General features: G+C 72.0%; 25 protein-coding genes. 14 read left to right on the top strand and 11 right to left on the bottom strand.

What is annotated here, in order from left to right; translation table 11 throughout:
• Complete coding sequence (locus C469_RS11430) at window positions 1-915, bottom strand: ABC transporter substrate-binding protein (RefSeq protein WP_008006752.1); 915 nt, start codon at window positions 913-915, stop codon at window positions 1-3.
• A gap of 111 nt (window positions 916-1026) precedes the next feature.
• On the opposite strand from C469_RS11430, the gene C469_RS11435 reads away from it, so the two are divergent.
• Both C469_RS11435 and C469_RS11440 read left to right on the top strand, forming a co-directional pair.
• Window positions 1027-2028: a hypothetical protein gene (locus tag C469_RS11435; RefSeq protein WP_008006753.1), complete on the top strand. Its 1002-nt coding sequence runs from the start codon at window positions 1027-1029 to the stop codon at window positions 2026-2028.
• Window positions 2028-3098, top strand: a complete 1071-nt coding sequence (locus C469_RS11440; protein WP_008006754.1) for a methionine synthase — start codon at window positions 2028-2030, stop codon at window positions 3096-3098. Before C469_RS11435 ends, C469_RS11440 begins: the two co-directional genes overlap by 1 nt.
• Window positions 3099-3253: 155 nt before the next feature.
• On the opposite strand, the gene C469_RS11445 is transcribed toward C469_RS11440, so the two are convergent.
• The gene (locus C469_RS11445; protein ID WP_008006755.1) at window positions 3254-3637 is read right to left on the bottom strand and encodes a DUF4260 domain-containing protein; all 384 of its coding nucleotides are present in this window, start codon (window positions 3635-3637) and stop codon (window positions 3254-3256) included.
• A 222-nt stretch (window positions 3638-3859) separates the two neighbouring features.
• On the opposite strand from C469_RS11445, the gene C469_RS11450 reads away from it, so the two are divergent.
• Window positions 3860-4609: a sugar phosphate isomerase/epimerase family protein gene (locus C469_RS11450; RefSeq protein WP_008006756.1), complete on the top strand. Its 750-nt coding sequence runs from the start codon at window positions 3860-3862 to the stop codon at window positions 4607-4609.
• Window positions 4610-4651: 42 nt separating this feature from the next.
• On the opposite strand, the gene C469_RS11455 is transcribed toward C469_RS11450, so the two are convergent.
• The 3 genes from C469_RS11455 to C469_RS11465 all read right to left on the bottom strand — a co-directional run bounded on the left by C469_RS11455 (window position 4652) and on the right by C469_RS11465 (window position 8030).
• On the bottom strand, window positions 4652-5518 hold the full coding sequence (locus tag C469_RS11455) for a DUF7547 family protein (RefSeq protein WP_008006757.1): 867 nt from the start codon (window positions 5516-5518) through the stop codon (window positions 4652-4654).
• A gap of 57 nt (window positions 5519-5575) precedes the next feature.
• Window positions 5576-6853: a GNAT family N-acetyltransferase gene (locus C469_RS11460; RefSeq protein ID WP_008006758.1), complete on the bottom strand. Its 1278-nt coding sequence runs from the start codon at window positions 6851-6853 to the stop codon at window positions 5576-5578.
• Window positions 6854-6929: 76 nt separating this feature from the next.
• Window positions 6930-8030: an NADH:flavin oxidoreductase/NADH oxidase gene (locus tag C469_RS11465; protein WP_008006759.1), complete on the bottom strand. Its 1101-nt coding sequence runs from the start codon at window positions 8028-8030 to the stop codon at window positions 6930-6932.
• 138 nt (window positions 8031-8168) lie between these two features.
• On the opposite strand from C469_RS11465, the gene C469_RS17240 reads away from it, so the two are divergent.
• Window positions 8169-8330, top strand: coding sequence for a hypothetical protein (locus tag C469_RS17240; protein WP_008006761.1), 162 nt, complete (start codon window positions 8169-8171; stop codon window positions 8328-8330).
• A 61-nt stretch (window positions 8331-8391) separates the two neighbouring features.
• Here C469_RS17240 and C469_RS11470 read toward each other — a convergent pair whose 3' ends face one another.
• Window positions 8392-8838, bottom strand: a complete 447-nt coding sequence (locus C469_RS11470) for a DUF7124 domain-containing protein (RefSeq protein WP_008006763.1) — start codon at window positions 8836-8838, stop codon at window positions 8392-8394.
• 119 nt (window positions 8839-8957) lie between these two features.
• On the opposite strand from C469_RS11470, the gene C469_RS11475 reads away from it, so the two are divergent.
• Complete coding sequence (locus tag C469_RS11475) at window positions 8958-9785, top strand: BtpA/SgcQ family protein (protein ID WP_008006765.1); 828 nt, start codon at window positions 8958-8960, stop codon at window positions 9783-9785.
• Between the two features lie 91 nt (window positions 9786-9876).
• Here the strand turns inward: C469_RS11475 and C469_RS11480 are convergent, their stop codons facing one another.
• Together C469_RS11480 and C469_RS11485 are read right to left on the bottom strand one after the other, a co-directional pair.
• Window positions 9877-10890, bottom strand: a complete 1014-nt coding sequence (locus C469_RS11480) for a carbohydrate kinase family protein (RefSeq protein ID WP_049911363.1) — start codon at window positions 10888-10890, stop codon at window positions 9877-9879.
• Between the two features lie 30 nt (window positions 10891-10920).
• Entirely contained in the window at window positions 10921-11385 is a 465-nt protein-coding gene (locus tag C469_RS11485; RefSeq protein WP_008006769.1) for a nucleoside deaminase, read from the bottom strand.
• Window positions 11386-11490: 105 nt separating this feature from the next.
• Here C469_RS11485 and C469_RS11490 point away from each other — a divergent pair, with 105 nt between their 5' ends.
• Genes C469_RS11490 through C469_RS11500 form a run of 3 tightly spaced genes read left to right on the top strand, consistent with a single transcriptional unit; the run spans window position 11491 to window position 15740 of the window.
• Window positions 11491-12396 (top strand): CehA/McbA family metallohydrolase, encoded by a 906-nt coding sequence (locus tag C469_RS11490; RefSeq protein WP_008006771.1) that lies wholly within the window; start codon window positions 11491-11493, stop codon window positions 12394-12396.
• Between the two features lie 60 nt (window positions 12397-12456).
• Window positions 12457-13746, top strand: a complete 1290-nt coding sequence (locus tag C469_RS11495) for a molybdopterin molybdotransferase MoeA (RefSeq protein WP_008006773.1) — start codon at window positions 12457-12459, stop codon at window positions 13744-13746.
• Complete coding sequence (locus C469_RS11500) at window positions 13743-15740, top strand: molybdopterin biosynthesis protein (RefSeq protein WP_008006775.1); 1998 nt, start codon at window positions 13743-13745, stop codon at window positions 15738-15740. The genes C469_RS11495 and C469_RS11500 overlap by 4 nt, the downstream gene beginning before the upstream one ends.
• Here C469_RS11500 and C469_RS11505 read toward each other — a convergent pair.
• The 3 genes from C469_RS11505 to C469_RS11515 all read right to left on the bottom strand — a co-directional run bounded on the left by C469_RS11505 (window position 15710) and on the right by C469_RS11515 (window position 19094).
• A complete protein-coding gene (locus tag C469_RS11505; RefSeq protein WP_008006777.1) occupies window positions 15710-16171 on the bottom strand; it encodes a PaaI family thioesterase in 462 nt (153 codons plus the stop codon). The genes C469_RS11500 and C469_RS11505 overlap by 31 nt on opposite strands.
• A gap of 268 nt (window positions 16172-16439) precedes the next feature.
• On the bottom strand, window positions 16440-17327 hold the full coding sequence (locus tag C469_RS11510) for a hypothetical protein (RefSeq protein ID WP_008006779.1): 888 nt from the start codon (window positions 17325-17327) through the stop codon (window positions 16440-16442).
• A gap of 87 nt (window positions 17328-17414) precedes the next feature.
• The gene (locus C469_RS11515) at window positions 17415-19094 is read right to left on the bottom strand and encodes a sensor histidine kinase (protein ID WP_008006781.1); all 1680 of its coding nucleotides are present in this window, start codon (window positions 19092-19094) and stop codon (window positions 17415-17417) included.
• A gap of 129 nt (window positions 19095-19223) precedes the next feature.
• Between C469_RS11515 and C469_RS11520 the strand changes: the two genes are divergently transcribed.
• The 6 genes from C469_RS11520 (at window position 19224) to hemA (ending at window position 24126) form a co-directional block, all read left to right on the top strand.
• Window positions 19224-19937 carry a lipoate--protein ligase family protein gene (locus C469_RS11520; RefSeq protein ID WP_008006782.1) on the top strand — a complete coding sequence of 238 codons (714 nt, stop codon included), beginning with the start codon at window positions 19224-19226 and terminating at the stop codon, window positions 19935-19937.
• A 94-nt stretch (window positions 19938-20031) separates the two neighbouring features.
• Window positions 20032-20424: a 30S ribosomal protein S6e gene (locus C469_RS11525; RefSeq protein ID WP_008006783.1), complete on the top strand. Its 393-nt coding sequence runs from the start codon at window positions 20032-20034 to the stop codon at window positions 20422-20424.
• 13 nt (window positions 20425-20437) lie between these two features.
• On the top strand, window positions 20438-20905 hold the full coding sequence (locus tag C469_RS11530; RefSeq protein ID WP_008006784.1) for a DUF7112 family protein: 468 nt from the start codon (window positions 20438-20440) through the stop codon (window positions 20903-20905).
• Between the two features lie 86 nt (window positions 20906-20991).
• On the top strand, window positions 20992-22077 hold the full coding sequence (ahbB, locus tag C469_RS11535) for a siroheme decarboxylase subunit beta (RefSeq protein ID WP_008006785.1): 1086 nt from the start codon (window positions 20992-20994) through the stop codon (window positions 22075-22077).
• A gap of 31 nt (window positions 22078-22108) precedes the next feature.
• On the top strand, window positions 22109-22786 hold the full coding sequence (locus C469_RS11540; RefSeq protein WP_049911365.1) for a precorrin-2 dehydrogenase/sirohydrochlorin ferrochelatase family protein: 678 nt from the start codon (window positions 22109-22111) through the stop codon (window positions 22784-22786).
• Window positions 22783-24126 carry a glutamyl-tRNA reductase gene (gene hemA / locus C469_RS11545; protein ID WP_008006787.1) on the top strand — a complete coding sequence of 448 codons (1344 nt, stop codon included), beginning with the start codon at window positions 22783-22785 and terminating at the stop codon, window positions 24124-24126. Before C469_RS11540 ends, hemA begins: the two co-directional genes overlap by 4 nt.
• Window positions 24127-24182: the final 56 nt, after the last annotated feature.

A 24182-nucleotide genomic window follows, 5' to 3' on the forward strand; every position in this document is an offset into this window, starting at 1 on the left:
TCACCGACCGTTCAGGGTCCCGGTCGGCTCCGTATCGACGCGCCGGACCTTCTCGCCGGTTCCCTCGAACCGATCGGGACGGATCACGGCCGCCAGCGCCTCCAGGGCGTCGACGACGCGGTGGCTGTGGCGGTTCAGGTAGGCGGTCCCGTCCATCGCGTACACCCGACCGTCGCGCACCGCCGCCACGTCGTCGAGGGGAGCGCGGGCCAGCAGGTCGGCGGCCGCGCGCTCGGCCTCGACGACGTCGGCGCTACAGGGGCCGACCACGACGACCTCGGGGTCGAAGTCGCGCAGCTCGTCGGGGTCGACCTTCCGCGACCGCTCGCCCGACGCGACGATCCCCGGCTCCCCGCCCGCGATCCGGATCAGGTCGGGAACCCAGAGGCCGGCGTGGCGGAGCGGGTCGGTCCAGTCGAGGACGGCGACGCGGGGGCGCGCGTCGTCCGACGGGACCGCGTCGGTGACGGCGTCGATCCGGGCGTCGAGGTCGTCGCGGAGCGCGGCCGCGGCCGCCGGGCGCCCCACCGCTTCACCGACGCGCTCCACGTTCGCGAGGACGTCGTCGAGGTCGTCGGCGTGGACGTCGATCACCGCCGCGTCGAGGCCGAGCCGCTCGACCGCCCGGCGGGCGAGTCCGGCGTCGAGCGCGCAGACCGCGCAGACGCCCTGCGTGAGGATCACGTCCGGGTCGGCCGCGGCGAGCCGGTCGCCGTCGAGGTAGTACGTGTCGTCGTGGGCCGCGATCCGGTCGAGGTCCGCGGGGTCGGCGTCGAGGTCGCGGATAAGTCCGGTGAGCGCGGGCCGGTCCTCGACCGGCGGCGGGTGGTCGCACTGGTGGGAGACCGCGGCGGGCGTCGCGCCGATCGCGGCCGCCAGCTCGGTGGCGGAAGGGAACAGGGAGACGACGGTCATGGGGATCAGTTCCCGACGACCCGCTTAACCGTTCGGTCCGTGATAAATAATAACTCTAGAGCATAAAACGTATTAGCAAATATTATACGACGGCATATCGAATCAACGGTGATGACTGAACGAGTCGCGGCCACGCCGGGGTTGTACCCGCTCCCGGACTGGGCGAAACAGACGCTCTCCGACCTCAAGGGGCACCAGAAGGGCGACCTCCTGAGCGGCGACGAGAGCGAGGCGATCGTCGAGGAGTACGCCGAGGTGCGCGCCGAGTACGTCGACGACCAGCTCGACGCCGGCCTCGACCGCGTCGTCGAGGGACAGGGGCGCTGGGACGACATGATCGCGCACCCGCTGACGGTGCACGACAGCGTCGAGACGGGCGGGATCGTCCGGTACTACGACAACAACAACTTCTACCGCGATCCGCGGGTCGTCGACGACCTCGACTTCTCCGGCGACGTGGCCCGCGAGCTGGAGCGGGCGACCGACCTGATCGACGGCGAGGCCCCCCTCGCGGCGACGCTCCCCGGCCCGTACTCGCTCGCGGCGCTCGCGACCGACGAGCACTACGGCGACGAGGCCGAGTTCCAGGCCGCGATCGCGGAGTTCCTCGCGGGCGAGGTCGAGGCGTTCCCCGCCCACGACACGCTGTTCCTGCTGGAACCGTCGCTTGTGACCGACTCGCCCGCGGAGGGCGCAGAGTCGACCGCGACCGACGCGATCGCGACGGTCGCCGACGCGACCGACGCCGACGTCGTCGTCCAGACCTCGTACGGCGCGCTCGGCGAGAAGCTGTACGCGCACCTCGTCGACGAGGCGGGCGCGGACGCGCTCGGGCTCGACCTGGTCGCCGGCGACCGCGAGGACACCGTTTATAATGTTCAGGAGTTCGGTTCCACCGACTCGCTCGCGCTCGGCCTCGTCGACGGGCAGAACACGCTCGTCGAGGAGCCGGAGACGGTCGCCGAGCGCGTCGAGTGGTTCGAGTCGCAGGTCCCCGCCGAGGGGTTCGACCGGACCTACCTGACGCCCAACACCGAGCTGTTCTACCTGCCCGCCAACAAGTACCGCGCGAAGCTGAACGCGCTTTCCGCCGCCGCGGAGGTGCTCGACTAATGGTCCGAAACCCGTCTGCCAACCGCGAACAGTTCCGCCCGCACGACCACCCGAACGACGCGTTCCTGCTGACGACCGTCGTCGGCTCGTACCCGAAGCCGAAGTGGCTCAACCGGGCCGACGAACTCGTCGACGACCCCGACTCGAAGTTCGACGCCGAGGACCTCGAGGAGGCCCACGACGACGCCTGCCGGCTGATCACCCACGAGCACGAGCGCGCCGGGCTCGACACGGTCGTCGACGGCGAGATGCGGCGCAACGAGATGGTGGAGTTCTTCGCCGACCGCATCGACGGCTACGAGTTCAACGGCCCCGTGAAGGTGTGGGGCCACAACTACTTCGACAAGCCCTCGGTCGTCGAGGAGGTCGAGTACGACGAGCCGTGGCTCGTCGACGAGTTCGAGTTCACGTCCGACGTGTCCGAGCGCCCCGTCAAGGTCCCGATCACGGGGCCGTACACGCTCGGGTTCTGGGCGTTCAACGAGGCGTACCCCTCCACCGAGGAGCTCGTGTACGACCTCGCGGACCTCGTCAACGAGGAGGTCGAGAAGCTCGTCGAGGCCGGCGCGCGCTACATCCAGATCGACGAGCCCGCGCTGGCGACGACGCCCGAGGACCACGCCATCGTCGGCGAGGCGCTCGAACGCATCGTCTCGGGCATCGACGAGGAGGTCCGGATCGGCCTCCACGTCTGTTACGGCGACTACTCGCGGATCTACCCCGAGATCAACGACTACCCGATCGACGAGTTCGACGTGGAACTGTGCAACGGCGACTTCGAGCAGATCCCGACGTTCACCGACCCCGAGTTCGAGCCCGACCTCGCGCTCGGCGTCGTCGACGCCCACACCGCCGAGGTCGAGCCGGTCGAGGAGATCAAGGAGAACATCCGCCAGGGCCTCCGCGTCGTCCCGCCGGAGAAGCTCACCATCTCGCCCGACTGCGGGCTGAAGCTCCTGCCCCGCGATATCGCGTACGGGAAGACCGAGAACATGGTCACCGCGGTCCGCGAGGTCGAAGCCGAGATCGACGCCGGCGAGATCGACATCGACAACCCGCTCGACGACTGAGTCGGCGCTGTTGAATTTTATTCGGGCACCGATCGTACTGAACCAGCTGTTAGGTGCCGACTGCGTATTGACTACTGAGAATGTTACCGTCTCAGTGCCAAGTTGCGATAGCCGTGCGAGATACAGAGGATGAGTGCAGCAGAGCAGTTCGATTATTAATCAGATTTGGTGAAGGCGTCCACTGGAGCAGGCTGGGTACTGAGATGTGTGTCTTTGAATCCGGATTCGAATTTCAGACCATATCCCACGAGACGGTCAGCTCCGATATGGCCAGCCCAAATCAGAGCGATAAGGAGAGCCATTCGGATGTCTGCCCAGAAGCCGAGGCTACCGAGGGCGAGCGGCAATGTGTACGTATGGACGATATTATAGCTCAGACTGCCGATTCGAGTACCAGCGAGATACCCAATCATTGATAAGTCAGGGGCTAACGCAAGAATGAGCAGCAACCAAACTGAGCCATCGAGCGTGAAATAACCAGCCAGCGCAATCCCCAAGACAGCCAATCCCTCGATACGCAGGAAATTCCGGGGTTCCATACTACATCCACTCAGACTTAGCTCTTGAATCCAGCGTCGATTGCTGCATATGCGCTCTGTATCTCGCAAGGCATTTTTAACAGAAGTGGGAGAGGTGTAGACGGATTCTGGTCTGTGAGTCCCTGTACTGAGCGATTGAGGTACAGAAAGCGATCAACTTGATCGCAACAGGACCACCGCTCCGGCGCCATCATTTATACGACCGCCGAACCCACCGCCGACATGGACATCGGTCTCACCGTCGGCGACGACCTCGACCGGCTCGCGGCGTCGCCGACGCGGTTCGACTTCTGCGAACTCGGGGTCGGCGAGCCGACGCTCGTCCCGGGCGAGATCGACCCCGACCGGCTCGACGACGCGCTCGCCGGCCGCGACCTGCTCGTCCACCTCCCGTACAGCCAGCGGCTGGCCAGCTACGTGCCCGAGGTCAACGACGCCATCGTCGACTACCAGCGCCGGCTCTTGGAGGCCGCCGGCGACCTAGGCGCGGAGAAGGCCGTCCTCCACGCCACCTCCGCCGACCGCGACGACACCGAGTTCCGCGAGGTCGCCGCCGACCAGCTCCGCCGGGTCGCCGACGCCGGCCGCGAGGCTGGCGTCGAGGTCGTCGTCGAGAACGTCGGCCACCAGCACGCGGGGCTCCAGCTCTCCGTCCTCGGCGACATCGCCCGCGAGACCGACACGCCGGTCTGCTTCGACCTCGGCCACGCGTACATGGAGGGCGACAACAAGGCGATCAAGCGGTTCCTGCGGAGCCACGGCGACCGGATCTCGCACCTCCACTGCCACGACGCGCGCCGCCGGGGCGACACCCACCTCCCCGTGGGGGCCGGCGAGGTCGACTACGGCCTCGTGGAGTCGGAACTCGGGGACTTCGACGGCACGGTCGCGCTCGAGGTGTTCACCGACGACGAGACGCTCCTCCTCGACTCGGCCGAACGGGTCGCGGACCGCCTTGGCGTCGACTTTTGAAAACTCCGAACGGTTCACGTTTAAAAGCCAGCGGCCGGGCGGTCAGGTCGAGCCGCGGTCGGCGCCGTCGTCGGCAGTCGGGTCGTCGTCCCCGGCAGAACCGGCGCCGTCGTCGGTCGAGTCGGCGTCCGAATCGCCGTCATCGACCGAATCACCCTCGGCGTCCGGCTCCTCGTTCGCCTCGTTTTCCTCGGCGTCGTCGAACTGGCGCTTGATCGACTCCAGCTCCGACTCGACGTCGACCTCGGGACCGGCGTCGTCGGCCTCCCCGCTTCCGTCCACCTCGTCGTCCGGGGGCGCGTCCGGGTCGGTCACGTCGATCCGGATACCACGGTCGGGGCGGTCACCGTCCTCACCGCCGTCGTCGCTCGCGTCGCTGGCGGTCCGAGTCTCGTCGCTCCGTCCGTCGAGGCGGTCGCGTCGCCCGCGCCGGGCGGCGTCGGCCTCGCGGCGCCCCTCCTCGATCCGCGCCTCGATCTCCGCCGTGAGGTCGCGTGCGTCCTCGATGATCGACCGCGAGGCGGCCTCCTCCGGGAGGTCGGCCTCGGAGAGCGCCGTCCGGAGCTCCGAGAGCGACCGCGACAGCCCGGCGCTCGCGCCGTCCCGCACGTCGCCGAGGCGGTCGGCCGCCGAGCCAGCCTCGTCGAGGCTCCGACCCGGGTCAGCGAGCCGGAGCGTCCCCTGCACCAGTTCGAGCGACTTGATCGTCGTCTCGAGGAGCGCGATCACCGTCGGGATGGTGTACCGCTCGGTGAATCGGACGAGCTCGGAGAGCCGGGGGGGTCGCGGGGGCCCGCGGCGGTCCCGCTCGGTCTCGCGCAGGTCGCGGCGGAGATCGCCCAGCACCTCCTCGAGCTCGTCGAGCCGCTCTTCGAGGTCGTCGTCGCGTCTGTCGTCGCGGGAACTCATACCGCGGCGTAGGCGGTCCGCGGATAAAAAGCCCGGCCGGCGCTTTCGGAGTCGGGCTCAGAAGCCCTCGCGCAGGTGCGTCGTCCGCGGCGGGAACAGCGCGCGGAGGTCGGCGGCGAGCGCGGAGTCGACGGCGAGCCCGCCGCTCCGGACCGCCTCGTCGACCGATTTGTACCCGACGTACAGCTGCGAGAGGGCGCCGATGTCGGCCGCGGCGTCCGCAGCGTCCGCGGCGTCGGGGTCCGGCCCGCCGGTCTCCGCCACCGCGGTCTCCCCGTCCTCGCCGCCTCCCGTCGGCTCGACCGCCACCGCCCCGTCCGCGACGGCGACGCGGAACGTCTCGTCGTTCCGGTCGACGAGGGGGTCGGCGACCGAGAGCGAGAACGCGGCCTCGATCTCCGGATCGGGGTCGAGCGCTTCGAGGGCGGCGGCGACGTCGACGAGCCGGACCATCGGCCCGGTCCGGACCTCGCAGTCGACGGCCCGCGGGTCCTCGACGAGGTCGAGCAGGGGCGCGTCCGGCGGGGCGCGGATCCGGACCTCGGCGACCTGCGAGTCGTGGTTGCGGAAGAAGCGGAGGAGCTGGAACCACGCCTCGTCGTCCGCGACGGCGACGTCGGTGACGCGCAGAATCGGAGCGTCCGCGTCGCCCGCGTCGCCCGCGTCGTCGTCGAAGCTGTACGCGCAGAGCCCCCGAAGTTCCCCGTCGCGCTCCCAGCCGTAGACGAACGGGTCGGTCTTCCAGCCCTGGAGGGCGCGCTCGCGCCACCACTCCTCGGTCCAGTCCATCGTCAGGTCGTAGCGGTCCGCCATCGCCGCGAGCACGGGTTTCACGGCGGGGTAGTCGTCCCCGTCGAGCCGACGGAAGCTCCCGGCGTCGTCGCCCGCGGTCGCGATCAGATCGTCGACGAACCCGAGCTGTTCGGGGGGCGCGGTGAGGTGGCGATAGCGGGACGCGGTCGCCCAGCCGTAGGCGGCGTAGAAGGGGTACTCGAAGGGCCACAGCGTCGAGACGTGGACGCCCCGGTCGCGGTACTCGGCCAGCGACTCCCGGAGCATGCGGCCGACGTTCCCCCGCCGGCGGTGCTCCGGGGGGGACGCGACCGCGGAGAGCCCGGCGACCTCGCGGTCGTCGCCCCGGATCCGGAGGGAGAAGGTGTGGTGCGCGCAGACCGCGACCGGCTCGTCGCCGTCGAACAGGCCCCGCGTGTCGGCAATGGTGTCGTGGTCGTCAGCCTCCTCGGGGTCGTACGGCCCCTCGGTCGGGGAGAACGCGTACCGCATGAACGCGTCGAACTCGTCGCCGCGCTCGTCGGGGAAGGGTCGGTACTCCATATCCCGTCGGCTCGCGGGAGCGGAATAAGTCTTCCCGGAGCGTGCGGGGGAGTCCCGCCCATCCTGGCGACCCGCCTCAGTCGAAGCGCCCGCGTCGGTACTGCACCGGCCACTCGACATCGGCGCCGAGCTCGTGGGCGGCCTCCAGCGGCCAGTACGGGTGCCGGAGCAGCTCGCGGCCGAGCGCGACCAGGTCGGCCCGCCCGTTTCTGACGAGGGCGTCGGCGTGAGTCGGCTCCGTGATCCCGCCGACCGCGGCGACGGGCACGTCCGTCCCCTCGCGGATCGCCTCGGCGTACGGCACCTGATACCCCGGTCCCGCGCTCGGAAGCTCCTGGTCCGGGTGGATCCCGCCGCCGGAGACGTCGATCAGGTCGGCGCCGGCGTCGGCGAGAAGCGGGGCCAGCCGCACGGAGTCGTCGACGTCCCACGAGTCGCGGTCCGGGAGCCAGTCGGTCGCGGAGATCCGGACGAAGACGGGCTTGTCGTCCGGCCACACCTCGCGGACGGCCTCGACGACCTCGCGGAGGAGGCGAGTGCGGTTCTCGAAGCTCCCGCCGTACGCGTCGTCGCGGTCGTTGGCCACCGGCGAGAGGAACTGGTGGAGCAGGTAGCCGTGGGCCGCGTGGACCTCCGCGACCTCGAAGCCGATCTCGCGCGAGCGCTCCGCGGCGGTCGCGAAGGCGTCGATCACCTCGTCGATCCCGTCTTCGTCCAGCCGGCGAGTCGCCGCCAGCCCGTCCTCGTCGGCGTCCGGGTCCGGGTACGGCGCGTCGGTCGCGGACACCGTCTCCCAGCCCGCCGGGTCGTCCGCGGGGATGGGATCGCCGCCCTCGGCGGGCGGGCTGTGCGAGCCCTTCCGGCCGGCGTGAGCGAGCTGGATCCCCGGCGTCGCGCCCTGTGAGTTGACGAAGTCGACGATCGGTTCGATCGCCTCGGCGTGCTCGTCGGACCAGATCCCCAGACAGCCCGGCGTGATGCGGCCGCGCGGCTCGACGGCGGTCGCCTCGGTCATCACGACACCGGCTCCGCCGGCGGCGCGGGAGCCGAGGTGAACCCGGTGCCAGTCGTTCGCGAACCCGTCGTCCGCGGAGTACTGGCACATCGGCGACAACATCACGCGGTTGCGAAACTCGGTGTCGCGCAGCGTGAACGGGGTGAAAAGCGAATCCGTCATCGTCTCCGCCGACGGTTGCCACCGGGTAATGCGATCCGATCCCCCGCCCGCCTCGCCGCCGCCGAAACGTCCCCTCGGCCGACCGTTGGTTTAGGTTGACCGAAACCTATAACCCCCAGTACCCCTGACGGACCGGTAATGACCGCTGGGGACCGGATCGAACGCGAGGTCGGAGAGTCGTCGGACGCACGCCCGACGGTCGCGGCGAGTCGCTGCTCGCCCGACCGCACCGTCTTCACCGAGGAGGGGAACACGGACGCGTGGATCGCGACCGATCTGACCGTCGAACTGGAACGGTAGCGAACCGACTTCGCGGCTGTTCTCGACCGTCTTTCACCGCCCTCTGGCCGGAGGGCGTCGTTCAGCCCAACCGCTCCGTCACCGCCCGCCACAGGCGGTCCGCGATCCCCGACTCGCTCGACCGCTCGGGCTCCGAGAGCGTCCAGTCCGCCTTCTCCGCCGCCTCGTCGATCGGGAGGTACTCGAAGCCGACGTGGGTCGCGACGCGTCGGTTCCCGGCCCCCGTGCCGACGAACACGGCCCGCGGCGCGTCGGTCCCCTCGTGGATGTCGCCGAGCGTCCCCCACTTGTCCCAGTTCCGGAGCGCGTAGTCGTTCTCGACGCCCGCCTCGCGGACGAACCGATCGACGGCGTCCGCGTCGTTGGCGACGATCCCGACGTGGCGGCTCCACTCCCGCGCGTCCGCGATCGCTCTCTGCGGGTCCGCGAGCCGCCGGGCGGCGCCCAGCGAGAACACGAGCGTCACCTCGCCGGTGCGGTCGTCGGAGTCGTCCACGTCGATGCTCATCTCTCGGGCGCCGATTCGTGCCGGAGCGGCTAAACGATGGGGGACGCGGGGGCGTCCGCGCGGCGCGGAGGCGCCCGTGTGGTGAGACTTATCCGCCGAGGGAGTCTCCGGTCGGTATCATGGAGTTCGAGGCCACCTTCGGCACTGACGCGCCCGTGATCGGCATGGTACACCTCCCGCCCCTCCCGGGGGCGCCGAAGGCGCCGGCCGACGGCGCGACGGCGATGCGAGACGCGCTCGACCGCGCCGCCGCCGACGCCCGCGCGCTCGACCGGGGCGGCGTCGACGGGATCATGGTCGAGAACTTCGGCGACGCGCCCTTCTACCCGGACGACGCGCCGAAACACGTCGTCGCGAGCGTCACCCGGGCCGCGACCGAAATCGCGTCCGCGACCGACCTCCCGCTCGGGATCAACGTCCTCCGCAACGACGCGGAGGCGGCCCTGTCGGTCGCCGCCGCGGTCGGCGCCGACTACGTCCGCGTGAACGTCCACACCGGCGCCCGTGTCACGGACCAGGGCGTCGTGCAGGGGAAGGCCCACGAGACGCTCCGGCTCCGCGACCGGCTCGGCGTCGACGTGGGCGTGTTCGCCGACACGGACGTGAAACACTCCGCGCCGCTCTCGGCGGAGGGGTACACCGCGGAGTCGTTCGCCGACACCGCCGAACGCGGGCTCGCCGACGCCGTGATCGCCTCGGGACGCGGCACGGGGGAGGCGATGGACCTCGAAACGCTCGAGTCGGTCGTCGACGACCGCGACGCGCACGGGCTCGACACGCCGGTGCTCGTGGGGAGCGGCGTCCGCGCCGACACGATCGGCGACGTGTTCGCGGTCGCCGACGGCGCGATCGTCGGCACCGCGCTCAAGGAGGGCGGCGAGACGACCGCCCCGGTCGACGCAGACCGAGTGGCCGAGCTCGTCGCGCGGGCGGACGAGGTGCGGTGAGATCGGCGACGGCGGCTCGGATGGCGGTGGGGGATCGGTGACGGCGGCTCGGATGGCGGTGGGGGATCGGCGACGGCGGCTCGGAGGACGCTCAGAGCCCCCGCTCAGCGAGGAACGCCTCCACCTCGCCTCGGGCCGGGAGCCCCGTCTGGGCGAACCGCGACGTGCAGTTGATCGCGGCGACCGCGGCCGCGAACCGGACGCCGTCGGCGACGCCGACGCGCTCGCGGCGAGGGCCGTCCCCACCGTCGCCGGCGATCCACCGGTCGATCAGCCCCGCGACGAAGGAGTCGCCGGCGCCCGTCGCGTCGACCACGTCGACGTCGAAGGCGTCGAACTCGGTGACCGCGCCGGCGGCGACGACCGTCATCCCGTCCGCGCCGTGGGTGAGGACCGCGCGGGGCCACCCGTCGCGGGTCGACGGGGAGCGACCGTCGCCCTCTCTCGCGCGTTGCGCGGCCGCGACGTGCTCTCTCGCGGCCTCCGCCCCGCCGAAATAGGCCGCGGCCGCCACGTCGTCGGCGACGAACAGGTCCGCGGTGTGGAGGTACCGGTGGATCGTCTCCGGCTCGGTCCCGCGACCGACGAGCTCCTCGACCGAGCCCGAGAGGTCGAACGCGAGCGCGGGCGGGTCGGCGGCCGACTCGACGACGTCGAGCACGGTCCGCGAGACCGCGTCGGGCGCGTACCCGGTGACGAACACGGTCTCGGTCGCGGCGAGCGCCTCGCGGTCCGCCTCGTCCAGTTGGAGCCGCCGGAAGCTCTCGCCCGCGGTGACGATGGCGCGCTCGCCCGCGGGGTCGCTGAGGATCACCGACCGCGTCGAGGGGTCGTCTCCGACCGAGACGCGCGAGGCGTCGACGCCGGTGTCAGCGAGGTACTCGCGCGCTCGCTCCCCGTACTCGTCGTCGCCGACGCGACTCACGAGCCCGACATCGCGACCGAGCCGGTCGAGCGCGACGGAGACGTTGGCCCCGACGCCGCCGAACGCGGACGTCACCTCGCTCGCGAACGCGCCGCCGTCCGGCTCGGGGAGGTTGCTGACGGCGTACCACTCGTCTATCGCCGCGGCGCCGACCGCGAGGACCGGGGGCGGGCCGGTCACGGGAACCACGACCTCTCTCGCTCGTCCACGCTACGACTCACCGTACACCGACTCGTGGAGCTCCATCGCGGCCGCCTCGGCGATCGGCCCCTCGACCGCCGTGTCGCCGTCGGCCCGGCGGATCACCTCGGCGCAGGGGATCGGGACCGCGTCGCCGGTGAGCGCGTCGAACGTCTCGCCCGCGACGCCGAAGACGACCCGGCCGATCCCGGCGTAGTGGATCCCGGTCGCGCACATCGGGCACGGCTCGGTGCTGGCGTACATCGTGCAGCGGGCGCGCTCGTCGGCGTCGAGCTCCCGGCCGGCCCACCGCGCGAGCGCCAGCTCCGGGTGGGCCGCTAGGTCGTCCTCGGTCAGCGTCTCGTTTCGGGCCTCGCGAACGACCTCGCCGTCGAGGACGAGCAGCGCGCCGAACGGCGTGTTCCCCCTGTCGACGGCCTCCTCGGCGAGCTCGATCGCGCGATCGACGTACGCGCTGTCGGTCGGATCGGTCATACCTCCGTGTTCGCCCGCGGGTACCTAACCCTTCGTCTGACGCGGTGGTCGCGTTCCGTCTGACGCGGCGGTCGCGTTTATAAGGCTCCCGACGTTACCCCAATCGTGTCCCGCGTCACCGTCAGCATCGACCCCCACGTCCACTCGGACGACAGCTACGACGGCCACGAGCCGGTTGAGCTCATTCTGGAACACGCCGCGGAGATCGGGCTCGACGCCGTGGTTATCACCGACCACGACGTGATCGGCGAGTCGAAGCGGGCGGCGGAGATCGCCGACGAGTACGGGCTGATCGGCATCCCGGGAGTGGAGGTGTCGACCGCGCACGGCCACCTGCTCGCGGTCGGCGTCGAACGCATGCCGCCGCGCCGGCGCCCCTACGACGAGACGGTCGCGTGGATCCGCGAGCACGGCGGCGTCGCGATCGTCCCCCACCCCTTTCAGCGGTCGCGCCACGGCGTCCGCGAGCGGAACATCCCCGTGCCGGATTCGGATGACGGGGAAGTCGACGCGAACGCCGAGGGCGCCGATGCCGACGTGACCACCGAGGCTGCCGAAGTCGCCGATAGCCCCGAGGTCGACGCGATCGAGGTGTTCAACGCGTGGCTGTTCACCGGCTACCGAAACCGCCGCGCGCGGCGGTTCGCGGCCAAACACGGCTATCCGGGGGTCGCCGCGAGCGACGCCCACCGCCTGAAGTACGTCGGGCGCGCGTTCACCGAGGTCGAGATCGAGGGCCGCGAGTCGGTCGACGCGGTCACGGCCGACGACGTGCTCGACGCGATCCGGAACGGGACCACGCGGGTGGACGGCCGCCGCGCGCCGATCCGGATGGCGGCGAAACACTACGTCGGCGCCGCCGGCCGCAAGTCGGGGTACTACGCGCGGACCGGCGCCGTGCGGAGCGCGACCGCCGCGAGCCGCGGGGTCGCCGAGGTCGTCTCGACCGCCCGAGTCGCCGTCTCGCAGGGCGCCCACCGCGCCGCGCGCGTCCTCTCGTGGGTGACGTAACCTCCGGCGAACCGGTTCGCCGGAGACGGGTTTTTGGCCGCGGGCGCGAAACGACGGGCCATGAGCCACGACAGACGCGAGGCCGGATTCAAGCGGCGGACCCGCGTCGCGGACGCGCTGGCGACGCTGCTCGACGCCGTCGAGCCCCACGGCCGGACCGAGTCGGCGCCGCTCGCCGACGCGGACGGGCGGGTCGTCGCCGAGCCGATCGACGCGCCGGCGCCGGTCCCGAGCTACGACCGCGCGGCGATGGACGGGTACGCGGTCCGCGCCGAGGACACCTTCGGCGCGTCGGACCGGTCGCCCGCCGCGTTGCGGGCGGTCGGCACCGAGGTCGACTCGATCGCGCCCGGCGAGGCCGCGCGCGTCCACACCGGGAGCGCGGTCCCCGAGGGCGCCGACGCGGTCGTGATGATCGAACAGGTCGAGACGGTCGGGGGCGGGAGCGGGCAGGGCGGCGAGGTCGAGGCGTTCGACGCGGTCGCCGAGGGCGAGAACGTCGGCGAGGCGGGCGAGGACGTGGCGGACGGCCAGCGCCTCTTCGAGGCCGGCCACGTCCTTCGCCCCTCCGACCTCGGCCTCCTGAAGTCGGTCGGCCTCGACGCGGTCACCGTCTACGAGCGGCCGACCGTCGCCGTGATCCCGACCGGCGAGGAGCTGGTGCAGTCCGACCCCGGCCCCGGCGAGGTGATCGAGACGAACGGACTGACCGTCTCGCGGCTGGTCGAGCGGTGGGGCGGCGAGGCGCGCTACCGCGACGTGGTCACCGACGACGAGGACGCGCTCGCGGCGGCGATCGAGGGCGACCTCGACGCCGACGCCGTCGTCACCACCGGGGGGTCCTCGGTCGGCGAGCGCGACCTGCTCCCGGAAGTCGTCGACTCCGTCGGCGAGGTGCTCGTCCACGGCGTCGCCCTCAAGCCGGGCCACCCGGTCTGTCTCGGCGTCGCCGACGACACCCCGATCGTCTCGCTGCCCGGTTATCCGGTCGCCTGCATCGTCAACGCCGCGCAGTTCCTCCGGCCCGTCCAGAAGCGCGCGGGCGGAACGACCGCGGACCCGTTCCCGACGCGGCGCGCGAGGCTCGCTCGGAAGGTGCCGAGCGAGCCCGGCACGCGGACGTTCGCTCGGGTGTCGCTCTCGGCGGAGACCGGCGACGAGGACGGGAACGGGTCGACCGACGGCGACGGAGAGACGGATCTCCCCGCCGCCACGCCGACCCGCGCCAGCGGCTCCGGCATCCTCTCGAGCGTCGCGCTCGCGGACGGCTGGGTCGTCGTCCCCGAGCCGCGGGAGGGGATCGACGCGGGCGAGGTCGTCGACGTGGAGCTGTGGGAGGCGAACCGATGAGCGACCGCAAGGAGTTCCGCGACCTCGCCACGCCCGAGGCCGCCCGCGAGGCGATCGACTCGCTCGACCTCTCGCCGGCGCCGGAGACGGTCCCGCTGGAGAACGCCCGCGGCCGGGTCCTCTCGGAGCGGATCGACGCCGCCATCGACGTGCCGGGGTTCGACCGCGCCTCGATGGACGGGTACGCGGTCCGCGCCCGCGACACCTTCGGCGCCGACGAGGCCGACCCGGCCGAACTCGACCTCGTCGGAGCGGTCCACGCCGGCGCGACGCCAGAGGTCACCGTCGAGCCGGGGACCTGCGCCGAGATATCCACCGGGGCCGTGATGCCGGACGGCGCCGACGCCGTGGTGATGGTCGAGCGGACCGACGAACTGGACGGGGAGGGCGGAGACCTGAACGCCGAGGGGGACGCCCCCGACCGGATCGCGATCCGGACCGCCGTCGCGCCGGGCGACCACGTGATGAGCGCGGGCGCCGACATCGCCGCCGGCGCCCGCGCGCTCGGTCCCGGGACGCGGCTGACCCCCAGAGAGATCGGCCTGCTCTCGGCGCTCGGCGTCGACGAGGTCCCGGTCGCGGGGACCCCCCGGGTCGGGATCGTCTCGACCGGCGACGAACTGGTCCGTCCCGGCGACGAGCTCGACCCCTCGCGCGGCGAGATCTACGACGTGAACTCGACGACGATCGCCGCGGGCGTCGAGGAGGCAGGCGGCGAGCCCGTCCTCTACCCGCACGCCGGCGACGACTACGACGAGATGGAGCGGCTGCTCCGGCGCGCGGCCGACGAGTGCGACCTCGTGCTCTCGTCCGGGTCGACCTCGGCGAGCGCGGTCGACGTGATCTACCGCGTGATCGAGGAGCGCGGCGACCTCCTGCTCCACGGCGTCGCGGTCAAGCCCGGCAAGCCGATGCTGGTCGGCCGGCTCGACCGGCGAGAAGACGCGGACGCGCCGGGGCCCTCGGCGTACATCGGCCTCCCCGGCTACCCCGTCTCCGCGCTCACGATCTTCCGGACGTTCGTCGCGCCCGCGATCCGCGAGGCGGCCGGCCAGCCCGAGCCCGCCACCGCGACCGTCGAGGGGCGGATGGCCGTCGGCGAGCGCTACGGCGAGGGGCGCATGCGGCTGATGCCGGTCGGGTTACTCGATCTGGACGACGGCGACCGCCCGCTCGCCTACCCGGTCGACAAGGGGTCCGGCGCGACGACGAGCCTCGTCGAGGCCGACGGCGTCGTCGCGGTCGACCCGGACACGGAGTACCTCGACCGGGGCGAGCGCGTCTCGGTGCAGCTGTTCTCGCCCGACGTGCGCCCGCCGACCCTCCTCGGCGTCGGCGAGGACGACCCGGCGCTCAACCGCCTGCTCGACCGCCTCGAGAGCCCCCGGTACCTCCCGGTCGGCTCCCGCGAGGGGCTCCGCCGGCTCCGCGACGGCGTGCCCGACGCGGCGGTCGTCGCGGGCCCGACCGACCGCGAGGTCGACGCCGCATACCTCGGCGGGTGGACCCGCGAGTGGGGACTGGTCGTTCCCGGGGGCAACCCCGACGGCGTGACGGGGCTCGCCGACCTCGTCGACGGCGACGTGCGGTTCGTCAATCGACCGACCGACTCGGGGCTCCGCCGGAGCCTCGACGACGCGCTCGACGACCTCGCGGCCGACCGCGACGCGTCGCGCCGCGACCTCGCCGACCGGATCGACGGCTACGAGCTGACGGTCCGGGCGTTCGAGAGCCCGGTCAGGAAGGTGCTCGCGGGCGACGCCGACGCCGGGCTGGGGCTCCGCGAGACGGCCGAGCGGCTCGGCTGCGGGTTCGTCTCGCTCGGCGAGCAGTCCGTCTCCGTCCGCGCCGCACCGGACCGCGTCGAACGCGACGCCGTCGCGGAACTGGCGGGCGCGCTTGACGACCTCGACGACGCCGCGGACGGCGGCGGGAAACCCGATCTCCTCGCCGACCTCGCGGGCTACTCGCGAAACAGCCGGAACGACCCCTGACCGACGACGACCTCGGCGGCGTCGCCGTTCGTCGCGCTGGTGACCGTCATGTCGCTGACGCCGATCGAGCCGCCGGACCTGACGACCGTCGCCTCCGCGCGGAGGTCACCGGTCGCCGGACGGAGGTAGTTCGCGTTGAGGTTCACCGTCGCGACATCGCCGGAGAGCGGGTCCTCGAAGGCGGTGCGCTGGGCGATCCCGCCGGCGGTGTCGACCAGGGTCGCCGCCACGCCGCCGTGGATGGTGCCGCCGTCGCTGTTCGTCAGCTTGTCGTCGAACGGGATCGAGAGGACGACCCGGCCGCGCTCCACGACGTCGACCGACGTGTTCAGCCACGAGAGGTAGCCGTGCTCCTCCTCGATCCGCCGCTCGACGAGTTCGACCGCCGCCGTCGGCAGCGGCTCCATCGCCTCGACCTCGCTCCGGTCCATACCCCACTCTCGGCGTCCCCCCGCTTGTAGCCCTCGGAACTCGCAACAACGGCGGGGCGGTTGGGGAGGTTGGGGAGGTTGGGGCGATGCAGTCGCGACGAACTCGTTCCGTCCGCTCCCCGACTCCGTATCGGCGATCACGCGTCATCCGCCCCGTACCTGACGCGTCGCCCGCGGCGGCCGAGGCGGGAGCCCGGCGCACCGCCGCGGTGGCTCGATCGCGCCGGCTGTTCGCCATCCCGCCCGCCAGCTGCCGGTCTCTCCGGCGTCACCCAACACCGAGCCGGATCGGGTCGTCGCTGGGCGCGAGCGCGAGCGAGACGGTCTCGCCGAGGTCGAACCGCCCGTCCGGACAGACGACCTTCACCCCGAATCCGCCGTCTCTCGCCGCGAACAGCGACAGCCCCACCACTCGCTCGCCGTTCGCGAGCGCGTCGACCGGTTCCCACGCGATACCGCGTCCGCGCGCGACCCCGACGCGGGTCCCCCACAGCGACACCGCCGTCCCGTCCGCGAGCGCGTCGAACGCGCCGCCGCCCGCGTAGTGCGCCAGCCCGCCGTCGAGGGGGATCCCGTCGTCGCTCGCGAGCGCCGCGAATCGCCGACCGGGGGCCGGGTGGGTCGGCCCGTCGAGGCGGACGTGCGTCGGTCCGCGCTCGACGACCGCACCGGTCCCGTCCCATCGCATCGGTTCGACCGGGGTGTCGACATCGACCGGGAGCGACCCGCTCGCGCGGAGCGCGTTCGCGCCCGGCGGTCTGAACCCCAAGTGGACGTGGTCGTCGACCCACCGTCCGAAGAACCCCGACCGCGTCAGCGGACCGAGCGCGTCGCCGACCGCGACGCGGTCGCCCGGCGACACCGCCGGGACCACGTGGAGGATCCGCGCGACCGTCCCGGGCGCCGCGCCGGCTCGTCGGCACCAGGCGTCGTCGAGCTCGACGACGATCAGGTGGTCCTCGTCGGCGGCGTACGACCGGTCCGGGCAGCCGACGGTCCGCGTCTCGCGGACGACGCCGGCGACGGGCGAGAGGCCCGCCTCGCCGTCCGGGTAGAGGTCGATGGCGCGGCCGTCGTCGTGTGCGGGGTACGGCGAGTTGAACCGCGAGAACCGTCGGTAGCGGTCGAGCACGGCGGACGGGAGCGTGACCGTCATCGGATCGTCACGTGGGGCTCGACGGCCTAGTGGCCGTCGGAGCCGACCGCCGCGGTCGTCCTCCGAGGCGCTCGTCTCAACACCGGATCAGGTGCCGGTCGACTCGATCCCCGAGATGACGAAGCGCGCGCCGCCGGCCGCCGACTCCTCGACCGAGAGCTCCCAGCCGTGCGCCTCGGCGATGTCGCCGACGATGGCGAGCCCGAGCCCGGTCCCGCCGCCGAGGGAAACGCCGCGCTCGGTCACGTCCGAGCGCTGGTCCGGCGGCACGCCGGGACCGTCGTCGGCGACCGCGAGCGTGACGCCGTCCGCCCAGCGCTCGATCTCGACCCGCACCGCCACGTCCTCGCCGGCGTGTTCGATCGCGTTGCGGAACAGGTTCGAGAGGAGCTGTTCGAGCCGATCGCCGTCGGCGAGTACGGGCAGGTCCGGTCCGTCGACGGACAGCGTCGCGTCCGCGGTCTCGAGCCGCGACCAGACCCGTCTGGCGGTCCCGTCGAGCGAGACGCGGTCGACCTCGTCGACGGACTTCCCGGCGGTCGCCAGCGACAGCAGTCCCTCGATCAGGTCGTCCATCCGCTCGTGGGCGCTCGCGGCGCGGTCGAGCGCGTCGTCGTCGGTTCCGTCGCCGCCGCGGGCGAGTTCCACCGCCGCGGTCGCCGCCGCGAGCGGATTCCGGAGGTCGTGAGAGACGACGCCGGCGAAGTCCTCCAACCGCTCGTTCTGCCGCTCCAACTCGGCCTCGCGGCGTTCGAGTTCGGTCTGTCGGCGCTCTCGCTCGGTCACGTCGCGGAGCAGGAACACGTGTCCGCGGTCGGTGCCGCGGGGGTCCGTGATCGGGTCCTCTTGGATGTCGAACTGCCGCCCGTCGATCGAGATCGGGTGTTCCACGCCCACCTCGAGGCGGGGGAACACGTCCGACAGCGAGGAGCCGACCGAATCCGGCGAGAGCAGTTCCTCCGCCGCGGGGTTGAGGTCGCGGATCCGACCGTCGGAGCCGGCGACGATGACGGGGTCCTGCATCACCTCGACGGCGGTGTCGCGGGCGACGACGGCGGCGTCGAGCGTCCCGAGCCAGAAGACGGTCCCGTACAGGAAGACGCCGTGGACCACGAGCGCGGTCGGGAACCACGCGAGGTTCGCGTAGCTCCCCGCGTCGACGACGGTGACGATCCCGCCGAGAAACGGGAACAGCGTTCCGAGCAGGATCACGAACGTCTGGAGCCGGTAGCGGTTCCCGGTCCGGCGGTACAGGTCGACGACGACGAGAACCCCGGCGAGACACAGCCCGTAGGCGTACACCACGAACGCCGCGTCCGCGACCCCGAGACCGAACGAGAGCAGCGCGAACGGTCCCTCGACGACCGCCGACAGCGAGCGGCGCGCGAGCCCGTGGGTTCCGCTCGACCACGCGGTCAGCACCCAGACGAAGGCCGGGGCCGCGAGCGCGACGGTCCGGTTCTCCGTGCGCCACCGATCGTGTCCGGTGAACGCGAGCACGAACGCCATCCAGATCCCGGGAACCGCGGCGAGCAGCGGCGTCGAGAGGTTGAGCGCGACGACCATCGCCAACTCGCTCGCGCTGGCGACCCTGAGGGCGTACAGCAGCGAGACACCGCCGCCGCAAAACAGGTAGAGCGCGACCTCGGTCCCGCCCGGTTCGTCGCGGTCGGTCCACGCGACGTATCCGAGCCAGACGCCGATAACCCCGGCGAGCAAGCAGGCCGAAAGGTACGCCTGCACGGGCAGCGCGCCGAGATCGCTCATCGTTACCTGACACAGTCAGAGGGTCGGCAAAACCTTTGTGTCACGCGGTCGCCGCCCGCCCCGAGCGACGAACGACGCGTGTCGTACGCACGTCGCAAACGGCTTGTCCGGTCGACTCCTCTCGCCGGTATGCGCGTGCTCAGAGGTCGCGACCCCCGCCCCGCGGCGGACCGCGAGCACACGTCGACGCTGCTCGCCGACGCGGGCGACGGGACGCCGGGGCTCCGGGTGTGGACGCCGCCCCGGCAGTTCGCCTTCGGTCGTCGCGACGCCCGCGATCCGGGCTTCGAGCGAGCGAAGCGGCTCGCCGCCGATCGCGGGTTCGAGCCGATCGAGCGCGACGTGGGCGGGCGGGCCGTCGCGTATCCGGGAGACGCGCTCGCGTTCGCGCACGCGGTCCCGCTCGGCGACCGTGGCGGCCCCGGATCGATCGCCGACCGATACGAGCGCGCGACGGAGACGCTCCTCGAGGCGCTGCGCGGCCTCGGCGCCGACGTGTCTCCCGGCGAGCCGCCCGAGTCGTTCTGTCCGGGCGACCACTCGGTCCGCGTCGCCGACGGCGGCAAGATCGCGGGGATCGCACAGCGGGTCCGCGGGGACGCCGCGCTCGTGGCGGGCTGTCTGGTCGTCACACGGGCGGGCGCACGCGAGATCGCCGACGCCACCGCGGCGGTGTACGACGCGCTCGGCGTTCCGTTCGACTCGAACACGGTCGGGAGCGTCGCGGCGGCGGGGGGCCCGGAACGACCGAACTCCGTCGTTCGGGCGCTAGAGGACGCGTTTGTCGACGGTCCGTGGGGCGACGGCGACCCGCGGATCGACCGGATCGACCGCGACGGCTGAGCGGCGAGCGCCGTCTGCGACGCGGTCCACTCGCGGATCGCGGGCGGCTCGCGCTTTCGACGTGCTTTTTATTCGCGGGGGTCTCGGTTCGCCCATGGCCGAATTCAAAGTCGTCATCGCCGACCCCGACACCGGCGAGACGTTCCAGCGAGAGGTCGACGGACAGGACGCCAACCGGTTCCTCGGTCGCGAGATCGGCGACGAGATCGGCGGCGACGCCGTCGGGCTCTCCGAGCACACGATCGAGATCACCGGCGGCTCCGACGAGACCGGCCGACCGATGCGCGAGGACGTCTCCGGCACCCGCCTGAAGGAGCTGCTCTTGGAAGGCGGCGTCGGCTTCGAGCCGTCCCGCGAGGGCGAGCGCAAGCGCATCACCGTCCGCGGCCGCGAGATCGACGACGACGTGGCCCAGATCAACGTCTCGGTCGTCGACGGCGACGACGTCGCCGCCGCGCTCGGCGAGGGCGACGCCGACGAGGAGTAAGCGCCCCGTTTCGATGCCCCGCGTCCCCTCCGACGACGAGGGCGTCGCCTCGATACGCGTCTCGCTCGCCCGGAGCGGCGGCACTCGCCGCCCCTGCGTGCGGATCCCGGACGACGACGATCTCAGCGGGCGCGTTGAGTCCGGAAGCTGCGAGTCGCTGTCGATGGCCGCCGGCGACGTGATTCGGGTCGCTATCGACCGCGAGGAGTACCACGCGCCGGTGCGGAGCGACGGCGAAGGGCGGGTGATCCGGGGCGCGTTCGACAACCGCCGGCTCGCGCGCGAGCCCGGCGAGGGGGAGAACCGCCTCGCCGCGTGGCTCGACGAGAACGACCGCGAACCGGGCGACGCGATCGTTCTCGACGTCGTCGTCCCCGACGAGCTGTACGGCCTCCGGGTTCCGGGCGAACGGACGGTGTACGAGGCGACGCGCGGCCCTCGGTCGTCGCTCTCGGACATCGCTCGGGACCTCGACGGCTGAGTCGGGCGGGTCGTCCCGGCTCCTGCCGCTCCGCCACCCGCGCACGGGTCGGATCGCTTATTCTCGCGCGGACCCGATCCAGACGTATGCAAGAGGTCGACGCGGATCTGACGGCGCTCGACCGCGGGATCATCAACGCCTTCCAGGGCGGGTTCCCGGTGACCGAGCGACCCTTCGAACCGGCCGCGGCCGCGCTCCGCGAGCACGGGATCGACGTGACCGGCCCGGAGCTGTGCGAGCGCGTGCGCGAACTCGACGAGGCGGGGACCCTCTCTCGGTTCGGGGCGCTCGTCAACGCCGAAGAGATCGGCGGGGCGGCGTCGCTCGTCGCCATGCACGCGCCAGAGGACCGATACGACGAGATCGCGGAGACGGTCAACGAGTTCACCGCGGTGGCGCACAACTACGAGCGCGAGCACCCGCACCTCAACATGTGGTTCGTGGTGAGCGTCGCCGACCACCCGGACCCCGACAAAGACGGCGGCGATCGGGTCGACGAGGTGCTCGCGGAGATCGAGGCGGCGACCGGCCAGGAGACGTACAACCTCCCGAAAGTTCGGGAGTTCCACGTCGGGGCGAAGTTCCTCGTCGACGGTCCGGTCCCCGAGGGCGACGTCGACCTCTCCGACCTCGGGCCCGCGGTCACGCCGAGCGACCGGTCGACGCTCACGCCGGACGAGCGCGACCTCGTCGTCGAGATTCAGGGCGGGCTCCCGATCACGGAGACGCCGTACGCCGACGTGGCGGCCGCGATCGGCGCCGACACCGAATGGGTGATCGAGACGATAACGCGGTTCGACGCGGAGGGGAAGGTGCGTCGCGTCGGCGTCATCCCCAACCACTACGCGCTCGGGTACACCGAGAACGGGATGACCGTCTGGGACGTGCCCGAGGAGGCACTCGACGAGGTCGGGCCGGCAGTCGCGGGGCTCGGCTTCGTCACCCACTGCTACGAGCGACCCCGCCACGAGGGGGTCTGGGAGTACAACTTCTTCGCGATGACGCACGGGCGGACGGAGGCCGAGAGCGAGCGCCGGATCGCGGAGGTGAAGGAGCTGATGGACGAGTACTGGGAGGTCGGAAGGAACGACTGGGACACGCTGTTCTCGACGCGAATCCTGAAGAAGACGGGGATCCGCATCGCCGACCGCGCCGACAGCAACACGGCGTGACCCGCCGGACCGCGGTCTCACGGTGGCGCGCGTGATCCCGCTGTACCACGACTTCGCCGGCGAGACGGTGCTGGTGTTCGGCGGCGGCGCCGTCGGGTCGCGGAAGGCGTCTCGGTTCGCCGACGAGGCGCGGGTCGTCGTCGTGAGCCCCGCGTTCGACGACCGGCTGGCCGACCTCGCCGAGGGGGATTACGGGGCAGTAGACCTGGTCCGCGCCGCGCCGGACGCCGACGCGGTCCGCGGCTGGATCGAACGGGTCGAGCCCGCGCTCGTCGTCGCCGCCACGGACGACGCGGCCGTCAACGCGGCGGCCGAGGCGGCCGCGCTCGACGCGAACGCGCTCGTCAATCGGACCGACGTGTCGGCCGCGGACCGGCCGGGCAGCCGAGGGGCGCGGAGCGTCGTCGTCCCGGCGACGGTCGAGGACGACCCGGTCAGGGTGGCCCTCTCGACCGGGGGCGCGAGCCCGGCGCTGGCGAAGGCGCTCCGCGAGCGGATCGAGGCGGATATCGACGGCGCCGGCGCGATGGCGGAGCTGTCGGGATCCCTCCGGGCGGAGCTCAAAGACCGCGGTATCGCACCCGAGAAACGCCGGGAAGCGATCCGCCGCGTCGTGCGATCCGAGGGGGTTTGGAAGGGTTTACAAAAGGGGGATTCTTACGGTCGACAAGAGGCAGATTCCGTGATCGAGGAGGTACTCATCGAATGAAGGAGACGGGCGCTATCACGGGCGTGAGCGTCGCCCACTCCCGCGCGACGGTCGACGAGATCGAGGCCGCGGGCGGCGACGGCGTCCGCGCCACCGTCTCGGACCTGCTCGCGCGCGACGGGGTCGAAGAGGCGTTCGCGCTCCAGACCTGTAACCGCTCGGAGGCGTACGTCGTCACCGATCGGACCGTCGACGGCTCGGTCGCGCTGGAGTCGTTCGCCCCCGAGGTCCGCGGCGGCGCGGTCCGCCGACTCGACCACGAGGAGAGCTTGGAACACCTGATGCGAGTCGCCTCCGGGCTCGAGTCGCTCGTACTCGGCGAGGACCAGATCATCGGCCAGCTCCGCGAGGCGTACGAGGAGTCGAAGTCCGCGGGGGGGATCGGTCCCGTGTTGAAAGACGGAGTGACGAAGGCGCTCCACGTCGGCGAGCGCGCGCGCAACGAGACGTCGATCAACGAGGGCGTCGTCTCGCTCGGCTCGGCCGCGGTGCGGCTGGCCGCCGACGAGATCGACCTCACCGACGGCTCCGCGGTCGTGGTCGGCGCCGGCGAGATGGGGACGCTCGCGGCCCGGTCGCTCGACGACGCCGCGGTCTCGGAGATCGTCGTGGCGAACCGGACGGTACCGAACGCGGCGTTCGTCGCCGGCGAGGTCGACACGCCCGCGGAGGCGGTGTCCCTCGCCGACCTCGCGACGGTGGTCCCGGACGCCGACCTCGTGATCGCGGCGACCGGCAGCCCCGACCCGGTGATCCGGTCGGAGCACGTGACGGGCGCCGACCGGCTCGTCTGTATCGACATCGCGCAGCCGCGGGACGTGGACCCCGCGCTCGCCGATCACGACGGCGTCACGCTGTACGACATCGACGCCTTAGAGGACGTGACCCGACGGACCCGCGAGAGCCGCGAGGCGGAGGCGCGGGAGGTGGAGGCGATCATCGACGAGGAGCTCGACCGCATCTTGGAGGCGTACAAGCGGAAGCGCGCCGACGACGCCATCTCGGCGATGTACGCCGGCGCCGACCGTGTGAAGGCCCGAGAGGTCGACCGCGCCGTCTCGAAGCTCGAAGCGCAGGGAGACCTGACCGACGAGCAGCGCGAGACCGTCGAGGACTTGGCCGACGCGTTGGTCGGCCAGCTGCTCGCCGCCCCGACCCGCTCGCTGCGCGACGCGGCCGGCGAGGACGACTGGGAGACGATCCGCACCGCGCTCCAGCTGTTCGACCCCGAGTCGGACATGCTTCCGGGAGGCCCGGGATCGAGCGAGTCCGGACGCGACGCGGCCCCCGGAGACATCGAGGCGCCGCCGGACTCGGTCACAGAGGAACTGGACGACTGACGCGCGGTCGCGACTCGGTTTGTAACTAGCCCGCGAGCGACGGCGACGCCTCGAAC

Origin of the sequence: Halorubrum lipolyticum DSM 21995 (assembly GCF_000337375.1) — an archaeon.
GTDB classification, from domain to species: domain Archaea; phylum Halobacteriota; class Halobacteria; order Halobacteriales; family Haloferacaceae; genus Halorubrum; species Halorubrum lipolyticum.

Bases quoted from the DNA above. Each gene is read 5' to 3' on its own strand.
- hemA (WP_008006787.1), top strand. From the start codon at position 22,783: ATGAAGGAGACGGGCGCTATCACGGGCGTGAGCGTCGCCCACTCCCGC.
- C469_RS11465 (WP_008006759.1), bottom strand. From the start codon at position 8,030: ATGACGGATTCGCTTTTCACCCCGTTCACGCTGCGCGACACCGAGTTT.
- C469_RS11510 (WP_008006779.1), bottom strand. From the start codon at position 17,327: ATGACGGTCACGCTCCCGTCCGCCGTGCTCGACCGCTACCGACGGTTC.
- C469_RS11500 (WP_008006775.1), top strand. From the start codon at position 13,743: ATGAGCGACCGCAAGGAGTTCCGCGACCTCGCCACGCCCGAGGCCGCC.
- C469_RS17240 (WP_008006761.1), top strand. From the start codon at position 8,169: ATGACCGCTGGGGACCGGATCGAACGCGAGGTCGGAGAGTCGTCGGAC.
- C469_RS11485 (WP_008006769.1), bottom strand. From the start codon at position 11,385: ATGACCGATCCGACCGACAGCGCGTACGTCGATCGCGCGATCGAGCTC.
- C469_RS11470 (WP_008006763.1), bottom strand. From the start codon at position 8,838: ATGAGCATCGACGTGGACGACTCCGACGACCGCACCGGCGAGGTGACG.
- C469_RS11455 (WP_008006757.1), bottom strand. From the start codon at position 5,518: ATGAGTTCCCGCGACGACAGACGCGACGACGACCTCGAAGAGCGGCTC.
- C469_RS11495 (WP_008006773.1), top strand. From the start codon at position 12,457: ATGAGCCACGACAGACGCGAGGCCGGATTCAAGCGGCGGACCCGCGTC.
- C469_RS11530 (WP_008006784.1), top strand. From the start codon at position 20,438: ATGCCCCGCGTCCCCTCCGACGACGAGGGCGTCGCCTCGATACGCGTC.
- C469_RS11460 (WP_008006758.1), bottom strand. From the start codon at position 6,853: ATGGAGTACCGACCCTTCCCCGACGAGCGCGGCGACGAGTTCGACGCG.
- C469_RS11520 (WP_008006782.1), top strand. From the start codon at position 19,224: ATGCGCGTGCTCAGAGGTCGCGACCCCCGCCCCGCGGCGGACCGCGAG.
- C469_RS11515 (WP_008006781.1), bottom strand. From the start codon at position 19,094: ATGAGCGATCTCGGCGCGCTGCCCGTGCAGGCGTACCTTTCGGCCTGC.
- C469_RS11430 (WP_008006752.1), bottom strand. From the start codon at position 915: ATGACCGTCGTCTCCCTGTTCCCTTCCGCCACCGAGCTGGCGGCCGCG.
- C469_RS11525 (WP_008006783.1), top strand. From the start codon at position 20,032: ATGGCCGAATTCAAAGTCGTCATCGCCGACCCCGACACCGGCGAGACG.
- ahbB (WP_008006785.1), top strand. From the start codon at position 20,992: ATGCAAGAGGTCGACGCGGATCTGACGGCGCTCGACCGCGGGATCATC.
- C469_RS11475 (WP_008006765.1), top strand. From the start codon at position 8,958: ATGGAGTTCGAGGCCACCTTCGGCACTGACGCGCCCGTGATCGGCATG.
- C469_RS11450 (WP_008006756.1), top strand. From the start codon at position 3,860: ATGGACATCGGTCTCACCGTCGGCGACGACCTCGACCGGCTCGCGGCG.
- C469_RS11445 (WP_008006755.1), bottom strand. From the start codon at position 3,637: ATGGAACCCCGGAATTTCCTGCGTATCGAGGGATTGGCTGTCTTGGGG.
- C469_RS11505 (WP_008006777.1), bottom strand. From the start codon at position 16,171: ATGGACCGGAGCGAGGTCGAGGCGATGGAGCCGCTGCCGACGGCGGCG.
- C469_RS11440 (WP_008006754.1), top strand. From the start codon at position 2,028: ATGGTCCGAAACCCGTCTGCCAACCGCGAACAGTTCCGCCCGCACGAC.
- C469_RS11435 (WP_008006753.1), top strand. From the start codon at position 1,027: ATGACTGAACGAGTCGCGGCCACGCCGGGGTTGTACCCGCTCCCGGAC.